The organism is Flavobacterium sp. RHBU_3, assembly GCF_046613565.1.
GTDB lineage: Bacteria > Bacteroidota > Bacteroidia > Flavobacteriales > Flavobacteriaceae > Flavobacterium.
The window spans coordinates 11,759-27,809 of sequence record NZ_JBKJHC010000021.1 but is presented as its reverse complement, the minus strand read 5'-3'; the positions used below and the strand labels follow the sequence as shown (position 1 = coordinate 27,809).

Sequence of the window (16,051 nt, the reverse complement as noted above, 5' to 3'; positions counted from 1 at the left end):
ATTCAATCAACAACTTACTTAATGATAATTTACGATGTACTTTATTGACAATTTATCTAAAAAACACCTCTATTAACAACAAATAAGTAGTTTTTAACTTACACTGAAAAAACACAAACAGCGTTTCATCGAATTTATAGGTTTTTCGTCTGATTAGTAAAGGTTAAAAATAGTCTAAAAATTCTACGTCTTACCTTTGTAATAAAGCATCAATACACAAAAAATTACATTTTGTTTTTAGGTAAAAAACAGGTTAATAATTAGTTACATATTTATTAATCTTTTAATTATGAGCATCCATTAAACTAATTTTATGTCAGAAAAATTACTAAAACTTAAAAAACGGGTAGCTGTAATAGCTGCTGCATTGGTAGGATTATTATCCTACGGCCAGCAAGTTACAGTATACAATTACAACTTTCCCACCTCAGCGGGAACGTCGTACACTACCACAAACGGCCTTATTGGTACAAATGCCAGCTGGAACCTACTTACCAGCGGTACCGATATGGGCGGACGTATTAACAACGGCTACCTTGATTTAACTAATGACGCTACAGGCGCCACTAATAATGCCGGATGGGTACTGGGGTATGTACTAAATGCAAACAGTACGCCCTATAATACTACACTGGCCAGTAACCCAGGGCTTGTAACGTGGACATTTAACATGAGGCAATCGCGCACAAATCCTACCGGAATGAGTAACAACGGATATGGAAACGCATTTGTCCTGGCAGGTACATCTAACACTACTGCAACAACGGGTTCGGGTTATGCTGTAATGCTGGGTAATAGCGGTAATACCGACCCAATTCGTTTGGTACGGTATACCTCCGGGCTTCGTACCTCTACAGACCTACTTTCCAGCAGCACCAGCGGAGTAAACGATTTTGGACATCATTATATCAGTATAAAGGTAACCTACTCGCCTACCACCAATACCTGGGAACTATTTGTACGGAAAGACAATAGCGCATCTTTTTCTGATCCTGCTACCGGAACATTATACACTCAGGGAACAGTAGTAAACAGTGGCTCTACCGCTACAGCGCTACCGCTTATGGGAGGTTTCTGGAATGCAGGCACCAAAAAAGGTCAGACTGCTTATTTCGATAATATTAAAGTAACGGTGGCTACACCTGTTTTATCTTCTATCTCGCCCACTTCTAAAGTGGCGGGGTCTGCGGCATTTACATTAACTGTTACCGGTTCTAACTTTACCTCTGCTTCAGTAATTAACTGGAACGGATTGGCTTTGACCACCGCATATGGATCGGCTACACAACTTACCGCTACAGTACCTGCCGCAAATGTAGCCTCGGCGGGTACGGCAACCATAACCGTAGGAACCGGTGCTGCTACCAGTAACAGCCAGCCGTTTTATATAGATGCGGCAGGAGTACCTTCTATATCTACCTCTACCAGTGCATTAAATAATTTTTTAACCACAACAGGGACAGCTTCTGCAGCACAGAGTTTTACCTCTTCAGGTACCAGCCTGCAATCGGGTACAATAACCATAACAGCTCCTACAAATTTTGAAATATCATCATCTGCTGCAGGAACCTACTCTTCCAGCTTAAACATTACGGGCTCTCTTACTACAACCTACGTACGGGTAGCGGCCAGCGCACCAGCGGGTATTTATTCCAGCCCGGTAATACTTATGTCATCGGGTGCTACTACCAGGCAAATAGGCGCTACGGCAACCGTACTCTCTACAGAGCCTACAACTACAGCTACAAGTTTAACATTTAGTGGAGTAAACTCTATACAGGGTACTGTAAACTGGAGTGGCGGTAATGGTGCAAACCATATTGTAGTAATACGAAGTGCCGCAGCAGTTTCGGCTTCATTAACAGACGGCACAACATATTTAGCCTCGTCTACCTTCGCCGGCGGAGCCGATGCAGGTACACAAAGCTATGTAGTATATGCAGGCAGTGCTAATACCGTAATGGTTACCGGCCTTACACCAGCCACTACCTATTATGTAAACGTGTATGAATATAACGGATCGGGCGGAACGGAAAACTACCGCACAACAGCCATAAGCGGTAACTTTACTACACTAAATGCCCCTTTAGGATGGCAGATAAAAGCCGTAAACACAGTATATACAGTAGACTTTGACAATTCAGTTGAAGGTGTAAACAACGGTACTTATGCCGGCGCCGGACTTGATACTTTGCCGGATGACGGCGAGTTGAACTCAAATGCTTTTGTAATGTCTACAATTACTACTACAGGTGTTACTTTTGGAGCAACAATAGCCGACGACGACCCGTCATACGGTAATGGTACTTCTACCGGAGGTGTAACCGATGGTGGCTTTTATGCATTCCAGGTAGGAACCGGTAATTATGCCCTGGGACTACAACCGGATGCAACTTATCCGTCAGGCAGTACTACACTAAGGTTCCAGAACCAAACGGGTGTTGCCATAACCTCACTTAACGTTGCTTATAAAGTATATGTACGCAATGATGAAGCCGGTAATAACTACTACAATTTCAGTCACTCGGCAGTAAACGCCACTAATACATCTTATACAGCAGCTACGGTACTAAACCTTACTACCACTGCAACCGCCGATGCTATTCCGGGCTGGAAAATGTACTACAAAGTAGTAACACTTACCGGGCTTAGTATAGCTTCTAATAGCTATTACTACATCCGCTGGAGCGGCGATGTGCTTACAGGCAGTGCTTATGACGAAATAGCCCTAGATGATATAACCGTTGTGGCAAACCCTACGAGCGCATATGCTCCGGTTGCCGGTAATATAGAAACCGCAGTACTTGCAGGTAACGCTTCATTAAACGGAACTGCTACCGTAAACACCGATATTACCTTTAACGGAGGTAAGCTATACTTAGGCGCTAATACCCTTAACCTAAACGGTACAGTAACCAATACTACTACTGCCGGATTAAGTGGTGGCAATTCGGCGAATCTTATAGTAGGAGGCAGTATAAGCCCTACAATAAGTTTTGACCAAACAACTGCCGGTACAACTAACCTCCTAAACAACCTTACCATAACCCCATCGGGTACAAATACGGTTACATTAGGTAACAACCTTGTTGTAAACGGCACCCTTACGGTAGATACCAACCAAACACTGGCACTGGGTACCAATACACTTACTGGTACACTTGCCACTATAACAAACAATGGTACTGTAACTACCACAAATACAACAACTACCCCGTTTGCCAGCGGTAAAACCTGGGGAGGTACGGGTACCTTGATATTAAATGCGGCTTCGGCAGCGCAATACCTTCCGGCAGGTACATACAATAAAGTTACTGTTAACACTACCGGCGGAGGCAATGCTACAGGAGATGTAACATTAACAGGAGACCTTTACCTGCCTAATGCAAACGTAAGCAGTACAAAAGGAGCTTTTGACACCTCATCATACGCTGTAACTATGGGGTCAAACTCATTTAATACCGGTATAGGCGATGTAAGTGGAACAGTAACCCGTAACAGTGGCATTACAGTAAATATCGTATACACCTTCGGTCACCCAAGGACAAGTATTATTTTCCCTACAACAGGAACGCTTCCTACAGCCATGAGCCTAAAAACCACACTGGGAGCAGCTCCTTCAGGCAAAACCGATGCGATACTGCGTAATTTTGACCTGATACAAACGGGAGGCACGGGAACAAAAGCTACTATTAGTGCACACTACCTTGATAGTGAGCTAAACAGCAATACCGAAAACAACCTTGTAGACTGGGTAGTTCAGGTGTCGCCGGCTCAACTCATAGAACAAGGGCGCACAACATATAGTACTACAGATAACTATATCGAGCTTTCAAATGTAAACGTGGCATTCTTTTCAACATCATTCGGATCAAAATTCTTAACTCTGGCTAACTCCCAGGCAGCTACTGTAACCTGGAACGGTTCTGTAAGTACTTCCTGGACAACTGCTGCAAACTGGACCCCAAATGCCACCCCGTCTGACGCTACTAATGTGATAATTCCAGACGCTGCTACTACATTTAATGATCCTGTACTAAACAGTTCAGTAACTATAGGCTCGTTAAACATTCAGTCGGGGGGGATAGTAAATGCTCCCGCAGCAGGACAATTAACTATAACAAAAACAAGCGGGGCTTGGATAAACCAAGGTACGTTTAACCCATCGACAAGTACGGTTACATTTAATGCGGCTTCAACCGGCGGCGACGTATCTATAGCCGGAAGCACCACTTTTTATAACCTTACAGTACCTACAGGTACTAACCTAAGGCCCGTAACAGACAATGTGATAAACATATCGGGTACATTTACTAAAGATGGAAATTTATTTGCGAGTGCAGTAACTAACACAATTATATACAGCGGAACTAATCAGACAGTTGTTTCACCAAACGGAGCTGCAAGCGCGTATAATAACCTTACCATAACCGGAACCGGAGCAATTTTGCCAACTACGCTAAACCTAGCAGGTAATCTTACAACAAACCAAACTGTAAACTTTACCGGCAACACAACAAACTTTATAGGTGCAGATGCCGGAGGCCAATACATAAACGGTACGGTAAGCCCTTCCTTTTACAACCTTACCCTTAACAAACCTACGGGCTCGGGTACACTTATATTACAAACAAATACAAGCGTAACCAATACATTGACTCTTTCATCAGGGCTTTTTGACATAGCCAGTTACGACCTTACCTTGGGCACTAATGCCGTAGCGGGTACATTTTCTGCTACAAGCATGATAGATGCCGACGGTACCGGCCATGTACGCAGGCCTTATACAGGTACAGGTTCTTACACCTTCCCTATTGGAGAAACAACAAGCAATACTACTTATTCGCCTATAACGGTAAATGTTACATCGGGTACATTTAGTAATGCATACGTTAGTGTAAATGTTACTGATGCCACACATCCTAACAACTATGCTACAGATGATTACCTTACAAGATACTGGAGCGTAACCCAAACCGGTATTACAAATGCCGTAGCTACTATTACAGGAAGCTACGTTACAGGCGATGCCGTAGGTGGCGAAAGTACTCTGGTAGCTGCACAGCTAAACGGTACATTTAACGTTACAAGTAATCCCTGGATACGTTACAGTACACTGGGTTCTACAACCCTAACGGCAACCGGCGCTACATTAACGGCAGGGCAAACCTCATACTTTACAGGAATTAAAGGTGGAGCCATATCTGTGGCGGTAACAGGTGGTGGTACTTTCTGTCAAAATACATACGTAGAGCTTAGCAGCACAGTATCAGGCGGTGTAGGTAACTATAGCTACAGCTGGAGTAACAGCCTTGGCAATGGCACTACTGCCGTACCTCCTACAAGCACTGTAGGAAGTACTGTATATACCCTTACAGTTACAGATGCTAACGGGGCTACAGGTACAGCATCGGGTACTATTACAGTTACATCGGCACCAGTGGCAGGTACGCTTTCATCTAACCAGTCTATATGTGCTAATACTACACCGGCAGCAATAACACTTACCGGATATACCGGTACTATAGTACGCTGGGAACGTTCTACATCTACAACCTTCCCTAACCCTACCTTTATAGCTAGTACGAACGCCACCCTGACAGGAGCTGAAATAGGTACAACACTTACCACTACCCGCTACCTGAGGGCTGTAGTACAAAACGGTTCTTGCGATGTGGTATATTCTAACTACGTGGAAGTAAAAATAAACACTACTACTTGGGATGGTACAGCCTGGAATAATGGTACACCTACTGCTACAGATGCTGTAGTGTTTAACGCCGACTATACCGCTAACGGAAATTTAAATGCCTGTACAATTGTAGTAAACAGCGGTGCAAACGTGGTAATACCTACCGGATATACGGTTACTGTAAATGGCGCAGTTACTGTAAACACAGGAGGTACATTTACCCTTAACAACAATGCTGCGCTTTTACAACTTACTTCGGCTACAAACAGCGGAGCTATTACCCTGCATAAACTAAGCAACCCTCTATTCAGGCTTGATTATACAATGTGGTCGTCTCCTGTAGACAACCTTACATTATACGACTTTTCGCCTGCCACGGTAAGTACACGTTTCTACGAATATAAGTATGACTACGACCCATCGGTGGGGTATAATATAAATGCGTACTGGCCTGTATCTTCATCTGATACTTTTACAACAGCTAAAGGTTATCTCATCCGTATGCCAAATACAATTAGTGCTGATGTTACCGGTTCAACTAATGACAATGTAACTACACCAACAGAATATAGTGCAGGAACAGATAATTACTATTTTGACGGGGTATTTACAGGTACTCCACACAACGGTACAATAACTTATGACTTAAGTGTTCAGGGTAACCGATTTACAGCTGTGGGTAACCCATACCCTTCACCTATAAATTTAAGTGACTTCTTTACAACAAACAATTCTGCAATAGATATATCATCAGGTATCTACTTATGGAGGAAGAGAAATAATAGTGCAAACTCGTCTTATGCTGTTTTATCGCAGGGAGGATATGCTGTAAACCCTGCTGAAGGTGGTGGTAGCGAACAAGGTGTATTCTATTCTACCGGCTCATACACTAACTGGTTAATTTCACAAGGTCAAGGGTTCTTTGTAAAAACCTTACCATCTCTTACTTCTGCTTCTTTAAGTTTCACAAACAGTATGAGAAGGCCCTCACCCGGTGCATCTCAAGGATTCTTTAAATCAGCATCAAATTCTGTTTCACGCGTTTGGCTAAATATGGCTGCTGAAAACGGTACTACAAGCCAAACCCTTATTACATACCTAAATGAAGGAACCCTGGGACTTGATTACGGTTTTGATGCCAAAAGTTTTGCTGAAGGAAGCAGCCTAGCCTTTTATTCTATCGCTGAAAATACTCCGTTAACAATACAGGTAAGACCTACTTTTGAAAGTTCAGATGTGGTGCATATGGGGTATACAGCACCTATGGTAGGAACTTTTACAGTAAGTCTGGATCATTTTCAGGGTGTGTTTGATGAAGGACAGAAGGTTTATATAAGGGACAACAATGAAGGTATAGTACGAGACCTTACTGAAAACACCTATACATTTACAACTGAAGCAGGTACGTTTGAAGGACGTTTTGATGTAATTTACACAACAAATGCTCTGGGAGTAGACAATCCTGCCTCAGAAACTTCAAATGTAATAGTATATTCTGAAGGTAAAACTATCGGTATAAACAGTGGCAACACATTAATGAATAATGTAACAATTTACGATATCCGTGGTCGTAAACTATACAGCCAGGAAAAAGTAAATGCCACCCAACTTACAATTAGCAATCTTGTTGCAGAGCAACAGGTACTTATTGTAGAAATAGATACGGCTAAAGGTAAAGTAACTAAGCGAATTGTATTTTAATAATTAAAAAATTTAAAATTAGACGTAAGGCAACCCAAAAAGGGTTGCCTTACTTTTTTATAGGTACAGAACAATGTAAACTAATTTAAGAAGCATAGAAAAATAACAAAGACAACCCTTAGGTTGCCTTTGTAATTATCTATAATATTAAACTTCGTTATGTGTTTCAAATTATTAAAGTATCGTTTCTTAAAAACACCTAATCCGAAATACTACTGTATATACATTACCTGTAGTGTAGTCCTATTTGCCCTATCTGTCCTATGATTTTAAATGAATCTTTAAATGAAAGTTTTGAGCCATCTGCGTGTACCCACCTGTTTAGCGGTTTTTCGCACAGCATTTTCTGAGCCTCTTTATCCCCGTATAGCTTTTTCATGCGCATAAATATCTCAACATCAAACAACCAGCGGGTTATAAATTTTTTATCAAAAGTTTCCAGTACAACATCTTTGGTCATTACTTTGGCACCACACTGTGTATCATTAAAAGCCATGCCAAGTGTTTTCCTTATATATAGGTTAACAGCCTTGCTTATTATTTTACGGGCTCCATCCTTAGTAATGTTTGCTCCCATACGCGCCATGCGGCTTCCGCTAACCACTTTATAGTTTTCGTTATTTTTAATGGTATTTACAAGATCCTGGAAATCTTCAAAATCAGTTGAAAGGTCGGCATCCAGGAACCCTATGTAGTCAAATTGTTTTTGACTGGCAAGGTGTAGCATTCCAAGGCGAACTGCTTCGGCTTTGCCTCCGTTTTTTTCACAGTTATATACACTTATATGGCTTTCGTTACCTTCCTGCAGTTTTTTAAGTACCTCAAGTGTATTGTCTTTACTGCCATCGTTTACAAAACAAAGATGGTAACCCAGGTTTTTATGCACAAAACTTTTAAACTCCTCGCTTAGAAGGCGTTCTTCTTCATTATAGCATGGAATTACAATACCTACACAGGTGTTTTGTATCATCTGCCCTTTAGTGGTTTCAGTTTTTACTGCTGCCTTAGCAGGACCTATCAGCCTTTTCACCCTGATTTCAATTTCTTTAAGGCTTAGTGGTTTTTTCATGTAGTCGTTTGCCCCAAGTTCAAAACCGCGCTCTATAATTTCTTCATCCTGGTTACCGGATAAGATAAGGATAGGAGTTTGTACTTTTTTGGTTTCACGCAAATACTTAAGCAAGTCCAGCCCCTGGGCTTTTTCGGTAAAGGTGAATTCGTGTGATGTTTTTTCCAGGTTATCTACAGGCATATTAATATCTGCAATAACCAGATCGGGGTTAATTTGTCTGAATTTTTTAATGGCAGTAACCGCATTATCCGCGCAAGTCACTTCATACCCCAAGTCTTTTAGACACTTTTCTAATGAAAGCAAAACCAGTTGCTGATCATCTACTACTAAAATTTTCATAATGCACGTATTTTTATGTGTTGGATTCTGATGCTAAAGTAGTCTGATAATTAATGCTTTATGATTTATATTAGATAAAACATATAATTTGTATCGACGAGTGGTAAAGTTGTTTAGATGCACCATAAAATCAGCATCTTAATTTTATTATCTTTACGTTTACAATAGGTAACCATTTGTGAAGGAAACAACTAACAAATATCTTATTTCAGCCCTTCTTATGGGGCTTGTTTTTCATGGGGCACTGATTTTCTTTACGTTAGAAAATACCTATGATGCCCTTATCCACCTTTTTTTCGGAAACCACTATGCACAAAACTGGTTTGAACCGTGGGACTACAGTTGGTACACCGGCTTTACAGTTATGGGGTATCCTCCGTTGGTGCATCAGGCTATAGGCGCCTTGTCGTTTATTGGTGGGTTAAAGTTTGGGTTGTTTACCGTAGCGCTCATTGCGGTAGTGTTGTTTATTACCGGAGTGTTCAGGTTTACGTTACTCATTACAGGAAACAGGCAGGTAGCCGGTTATGCCGCACTTTTTGCTGTATTTTCCTCTTCCTTTGTAGAAACGCTTCATATTTTCGGGCAGTTGCCCAGTATAATAGGTATTTCGGTACTCATGCATGCCCTGCCCGAAATATACCTTTGGCTACGTACAGGCCGTAAACACTATTTGTTTACCTCTTTATCGTTAATAGCCGTTACCGTTAGTTCGCACCACGTAACCCCTATTTTCGGAATGGTGTTTTTTATATTTCCTTTAATGGGCATGGCTATAATGGACATGGCGCGCGATAAGGTGGCATCGTACCGGGATATAAAGTTGCCTTTATTCATCAGGACAGCGTGGGGTGCAATAAAGAGAATAATACTCTTTGGCGGAGGCTCATTAATACTTATAGTGGTTTGTATATTACCGTACTGGATAAACAATAAAAAGAACCCCATTACGCAGGTTCCCATACCGCACGGCAGCCGCGATAATTTTTTGGAGGTCACCTCATCAGGACTGGTATTTTTCCTTATACCGTGGGGTATTTTACTGTTTTTACTGCCATATATCTTTTACAGATATTACAGCAGGAGGTACATATTTTTAGGGCTTTCGCTGTCGTTACTTGCATTACTGGGTACCGGAGGCACTACCCCCATACCCAAGAAAATATTAGGAGATAACGCCTTTAACATCCTAACGCTCGACAGGTTTACACTATGGGCCAGTATACTTAGTTTACCCATGGTGGGCGAATTTTTATACCGGTTAGCCGAAGGCGACCTGAAACAACTGCTTCAGCAACGCTTAGGTACTGTGTATCACAGGCTGGTTACCGCAAGCTTTGCCATGGTGTACCTTTCTGTGGCATTGTTTACGGTTACGCTTAGTTATTTCAGGCCGTTACAGCCACAAAAAATAAACATGCTGCCCATAGTTAATTTCCTTAACCAGGATCAGCACGATAGGTGGCGTTACCTTCCGCTGGGTTTTGGCGACCAAATGGCCTACTTGTCTACACTTACCCATGCCATGACGGTAGACGGCAATTACCACAGTGCCCGCAGGCTGCCCGAACTTACCTCCCGAGCTGTAGAAAGGCTTGAGAATTCAAAGTTCCGTGGACTGGAGGGAATAGGTTCCCTGCAACAGTTTTTAACCGTACCAGAAAAGTACAATCTTAAGTACGTTTTTAGTAACGATAAGTTTTATGACCCTATATTGTACTTCTGCGGCTGGCATAGACTCAGTCAGTTGGAAAACGGTATTATGGTTTGGGAAAAACTAAACGTAAAACCACTTCCTAAGGTATTGCCCAAAGAAGAATCACCATTACCGCTACGGCTTATGTGGGGTATAATACCGCTGCTTACCGTGGTTATAGCTTTTATACTAAACGTACAAATGATATGGGTGCAGGCATTAAAAATAAGGGTTTTGCCTAAGCCCGACTTTTTTAAGTACACCCTTAATTATGAAGGCTTTTATGCAAAGTTATTGCCCATAAACCGCTTATGGTCATTGTTTCTGGTTGTTGTATCCTGTTTTGGGCTGTACAAAGCCTATGTAGAAAACAAATCGCAGATATCGGCAAAAAATGTAGTGAAGGCGTATTACGACGCGCTCGATTTTAAAGAGTTTGAAAGGGCGCATTCATACATATTACCAAACGAAAACTATTTACTGGCACAATACCTGCTGGAAATTTCGGTATCAGATGGTATTATAAATTCATACGGAAAACTAAATGCTATAGAAACAGAGGTATTGGAAGAAAGCAAAGACAGGGTAAAGCTTAAGGCAAAAACCAGTTGGGTAACGCCGCTTGAGGTAATAACCAAAGACTACATTCATGAGGTGGTAAAAAAACACGGAAAATGGTGGATAGTACCCGAGGAAAAAGACCCGGATATACCTCCCGACCAGTTTTTTTCAGACAATGTAACACAGTATTACAAACATGGGCGCAGGCGTATAACTACCCAACAAACGTATCATGACGATGTTTTAAAGCAACCCGAACTGCAAATCCTTTCGGCAAAACTGATTAAAAAAGACAGTAGCTATGTAATTATAGGCGAGTTACAAAATATAGACAATGTACCTGCCGATGTGGTGCTAAAAACAACCTTGTACGATAAAAAGGACCAGGCTTTGGCTTCTTTTAATGCTAAATATACCATGAAGCACAAGCTAATGCCTAAAGAGGTTACATCGTACAGGGTAGATTTTGAGGGTATAGCCTGGCTGGACAAAGACACCGCCAAGCCTACAACTTTTAACCCTAATGAGTTTACACCGGCCAAACTGAAACAGCAACCTGTTAATTTTGATATTCAGAGTGCGGGTAATGTGGCCATAAAAGACCTGTATACTGATGTAGCCCTGTGCGACCTTAGCTTTAACAACGGAGTGATGAAAGGCACTCTATTTAACTTTGGTTTACAGGAAGTAACCGTACCGGAACTGGTAGTAAGCTTTTATAACAGTAAAAAAGAAATGATTTATGTAGACCATCATTTTATACGCGAAGGTTTACGTATACAGCGCAAGCAAAGGTTTACATACCCTTTGCCTAATCTTACTGGGGTTTCAGTTTTAAAATCAGACCTGGAACATACTTTTGTAAATGGTATACCAAATGCTGATATGGCGGCGGGTACCGTACCCGTACGCAATTTTAACCACCTGAAAGAAGGTTTGCAAAAAGTAGACGGCAAAGGCTACAGCTATATAAAAATTGAAATTAATAACTTCATAGGAAACATTCAGTAATGCATAAGTATACGTATTACATACTCGCAATGGCTGCCTGCATATTTATGCTGTTCTCCTTTGACGTACTTATTCCAGCTAAAAAAACCTCTGTAAATAACATTCCTGCTATGGGGACAAAATTTACGGCAGGAGACAAAATTGTATTTAAACTCAATTCTTCGGGTGAAAGTAATGAAGGTTCGCCAACATTAGTACTTAAATCTACCTATGGTACTACGGTGGTTTCTGCGACTTATAATAAAAATGTTTTAACCTACACACTACCTGATTTTTTTTCCCGAAAAACAGGTCTGGTACACTGGAAGCTTATAACTGACGAAGGAGTATGGCAACAGGGATTATTTTATATTTTACCGGAAAGTAAAGTTACCCACGTAGAAAACTATTTGGGCCCCCGCAGCATGCTTACTGGAGACCGGCACTATACCATGATGGTTGCAGCACCTACAGATGCATATGACAACCCTAAGCCCGAAGGCACACCGGTAGCCATTAAAAGCCAGTTTTTAGAAAACATTTCGGTTACCTCCTATCCGGTTAAAGATTTTATTGCGTGGAAACGCATATATTCCCCCGAAAAATCGGGTAAAATGCTTACCTCTATAGCTTGTGGCGGCGAAGAGAGCAAAGAAACCGAAACCGATGTGTACCCAAACCTGCCTGTTAACTTTAAGATAGGCTACAAGCGTAATCATAAATTTGCCGATGGCAACCAGCTTACAACTTTGGCTACTTCTGAAATAAGGGATAAGTTTGGCAATGTAGTTGCCGATGGTACCCTGGTGTTGTTTGAAATACTTACTAACCGTGGCAAAATCCTTAAAACATACGGTGCTACCATTAGTGGTGTAGCCGAAGCCAAAATACTGGCCCCCGAGCGTTATGACAGCTACAAGGTAAAAGCCTTTGTAAACGGTATGGGCGAAAGCAGCCTAATTAAAATTGATTATTATCCTATAAAAGTTGATATAGAATATAACTTTAGTAAAGGTAACAGAGTACTTACAGTAGGTGAAATAAACAGCTTTATGGGGCAAATGGCGCCCGATGGCACACTGGTAACCATAAAAGTATTGCATAAAAGCAAAGAAATAGAAACACTGGAAGAGTTTACAAACAAAGGGTTTACTGTGTTTAAATTCCCGAAAGAAGCCTATAAGGAAAAGGAATATGAATTTGAAATAAGGGTATTGGGCAACCTGAAAAAAACAGGAGTAATTAAGTATGTCGAAAGTAAATAATAAAAATATATACCGTACAGCACTCATAGCCACGTTTGTGGTGGGCAATATTATTGTGCTTTTTGCGCTGAGCAAAATCATGGATTACTTTAATACCGGTGCAGATCGTAGTACCATGCTGCACCTGGAAAAAGAAACCGTGAGTACCTACCTGCCCATTGTACAATGGGGCAGCCTGGAAAATCCGGGCAGGCCTATGGAACAGCAAACACTGGCACAGATAGAAAAACACTATCTGTTTTCTATCTATGTAAAAAACAATGCACTTAAAAACAACGTTCGGGAAGGGATTGAAGACTTTTATACTGACAGTGCCCGTGTAAACCTTTTCAGGCTGGTAGACTATAACAAAAAGAATAATGTAAGTGTAGAAAGCACCACGCTGGAGCATCATCCTAAGCTGGAGTTTTACAGTGCCGACGGGCAGCTGGTAGTGTTTACCGATAAAAATGTAGTGGAATACCAAAAGGTTTTTAAAGGCAAAGAGATAATAAGTGAGGAAAAAGATACTGCTACGTTTAAGGTAATGATGCTACTGGAAGATGGTTTTTGGCGCATTCGCCACATGAAGCGTATGGAAAAAGAAACACCTACTGAAAGAGACAATTTAAACAGCAAACCCATATACATCGTAAATGGGAAAGACATTTATAAAAACGGTAAGAAGTTTAAGATAAAAGGTATTAACTACTATCCTAAAAATTCGCCGTGGGATATGTATGGCGATAAATTTAATACCGACACCATTTCGGCTGACTTTGATATTGTAGCAAGCGCCGGACTAAATACCATACGCATTTTTGTGCCGTATGAAAGTTTTGGTAAAGCCGAATTAGATACCGTAAAACAAAACAGGCTTGTTAAGGTAATGGACCTTGCCGCAAAAAAACACCTCTCGGTAATTGTTACGCTTTTCGATTTTTATGGCGATTACAGTTTAGAGAGCTGGACACTTACCCACCGCCATGCCGAAAAGGTAATAAATACTTTAAAAAACCATCCGGCACTCATGGCCTGGGACATAAAGAATGAACCAAACCTCGATTTTAAAAGCCGTGGGCAGGATAATGTTATAGCATGGCTGGAAAACATCATTCCGTACGTAAAAGAATGGGATCCTAACCATTTAGTAACCATAGGCTGGAGTAACCCCGAGGATGCTGTTTTTCTGGCTCCTATGGTCGATTTTGTGTCGTATCATTATTACCAGAACATAGATCATTTTGCCGCAAAACAGGATAAGCTGAATGCTGAAGTTAAGAACCCCGTAGTACTGGAAGAATTTGGCCAATCCTCTTATGACGGTCTTTGGAACATACTTGGGAAAGATAAAGAAGACCAGGCCGAATATCATAAAAAAATGCAAGCCCTTTTTAAGGAAAAAGAGCTTGCATTTGTATCCTGGACATTATATGACTTTCCGGAAGTACCTGCCGCTGTAGTGGGCAAAAAACCCTGGGTAAGGAACAAACAGAAAGAGTTTGGCTTTATAGACATTAAAGGTAAAAAGAAACCTTCATTTGCCCATATATCAGGCTAGCTGACCGGCAGCGTAAGTAGCGTGTTGTGGCAGCCTGAAGTAGTTTAGGTACATATCTGTTATTTTATCCATGCTTAATGCTTCGGCGGCACTGTAATTTGCCATAGCTATTTTTACACGGTAAGCGTCGTTTTCAAGAATGTTTTGCATTGCCTGTGCCATAGAGTCTGCATCACCCGGAGTAAAGAACTCGCCACGGTAACCTTCTTCTTCTACAAGGTGGGCAAGGTCTCCCAGGTCTGGCATTACCACAGCTTTACCATAGCTCCCTGCCTGGTGCAGTACTCCGCTGCTGCCTGTAGTACTGGTATAAGGGAATGCTACAATAGCACTTTCTGAGAAGATTCTTTCCACATCATTTTCTTCTACATAACCAGTAAACGTAAGGCCCGGTACATGGCTGTATTTTTCGGCTACGCTTTTTAGGTAACCCGGAGTATTAGGGCTGTCTGTACCGGCTATTACAATTTCTATATTTTCCATGCCGCGGCTGCGAAGCAGCTGTGCGGCTTCAATCATGGTTTCAACTTTTTTGTAGGTGCCAAATTTTCCGAAAGCCATTATTTTTCTTGGTCCTTCAGGAAGGCCGAAGTTTGGCGCTTTGACTGTCTCAAAACTGCCATGAGGTATAAGCACAACATTATTAGCATGGTATTTCTCAGTTAAGATTTCTACGTATTTATTTATGGTTACAGCAACTACATTAGCTTTTAGTATGCAACGTGTAAGGTTAGCGCCTATAAAGTTGTAGATGTTTTTCATGAATTTCTTTTGTGTAAAACCGGCGTTGCATAGGTCTACTGTTTCCAGTATGTTGTGTAACAGCACTACAGTGTGGTAGCCTGCCATACGGGTAAGCATAGGTAACATAAGGCCTAATGCTGCAGGTACTTTTTTGTCGCCAAATTTTACAAACTGAAGGTTGTAAAGCACCACATCGGGTTTTTCGCGGGCTATTTCCCTCATTATTGTATAAACGTTATTGTATGAATTAAAGCTCCAGCATTCATTTACTTTTACTTTGTCGGCATTATTAAAGTCCAGTTGTTTTGCTTCACGGGTTTTGTCGGTAAGTAAAACTATTTCTGTAATGTCTTCTTTGTTTACAAAGTTTTTTACAAGATGATAACCGTATTCATTAAGGGTTACTTTGCTTGGAGGAAACGAGGTTACGACTGCTACTTTCATGACTTCA

6 protein-coding genes are annotated in these 16,051 nt (G+C 41.3%); 4 read left to right on the top strand and 2 right to left on the bottom strand.

The window, feature by feature from the left end; all coding sequences use genetic code 11:
* The first annotated feature begins 313 nt into the window (after positions 1-313).
* On the top strand, positions 314-7,393 hold the full coding sequence (locus ACLI1A_RS19180) for a T9SS sorting signal type C domain-containing protein (protein WP_411410316.1): 7,080 nt from the start codon (positions 314-316) through the stop codon (positions 7,391-7,393).
* A 226-nt stretch (positions 7,394-7,619) separates the two neighbouring features.
* Here the strand turns inward: ACLI1A_RS19180 and ACLI1A_RS19175 are convergent, their stop codons facing one another.
* Positions 7,620-8,804 (bottom strand): glycosyltransferase, encoded by a 1,185-nt coding sequence (locus tag ACLI1A_RS19175; protein WP_411410315.1) that lies wholly within the window; start codon positions 8,802-8,804, stop codon positions 7,620-7,622.
* Between the two features lie 178 nt (positions 8,805-8,982).
* Between ACLI1A_RS19175 and ACLI1A_RS19170 the strand changes: the two genes are divergently transcribed.
* From ACLI1A_RS19170 to ACLI1A_RS19160, 3 genes are read left to right on the top strand one after another with little or no spacing between them, the layout of a single operon-like run.
* A complete protein-coding gene (locus ACLI1A_RS19170; protein ID WP_411410314.1) occupies positions 8,983-12,072 on the top strand; it encodes a hypothetical protein in 3,090 nt (1,029 codons plus the stop codon).
* Complete coding sequence (locus ACLI1A_RS19165; RefSeq protein ID WP_411410313.1) at positions 12,072-13,316, top strand: hypothetical protein; 1,245 nt, start codon at positions 12,072-12,074, stop codon at positions 13,314-13,316. The genes ACLI1A_RS19170 and ACLI1A_RS19165 overlap by 1 nt, the downstream gene beginning before the upstream one ends.
* Positions 13,300-14,856 carry a glycoside hydrolase family 2 TIM barrel-domain containing protein gene (locus tag ACLI1A_RS19160; RefSeq protein WP_411410312.1) on the top strand — a complete coding sequence of 519 codons (1,557 nt, stop codon included), beginning with the start codon at positions 13,300-13,302 and terminating at the stop codon, positions 14,854-14,856. Before ACLI1A_RS19165 ends, ACLI1A_RS19160 begins: the two co-directional genes overlap by 17 nt.
* On the opposite strand, the gene ACLI1A_RS19155 is transcribed toward ACLI1A_RS19160, so the two are convergent.
* The gene (locus tag ACLI1A_RS19155) at positions 14,848-16,044 is read right to left on the bottom strand and encodes a glycosyltransferase (protein ID WP_411410311.1); all 1,197 of its coding nucleotides are present in this window, start codon (positions 16,042-16,044) and stop codon (positions 14,848-14,850) included. The genes ACLI1A_RS19160 and ACLI1A_RS19155 overlap by 9 nt on opposite strands.
* Positions 16,045-16,051 lie beyond the last annotated feature (7 nt).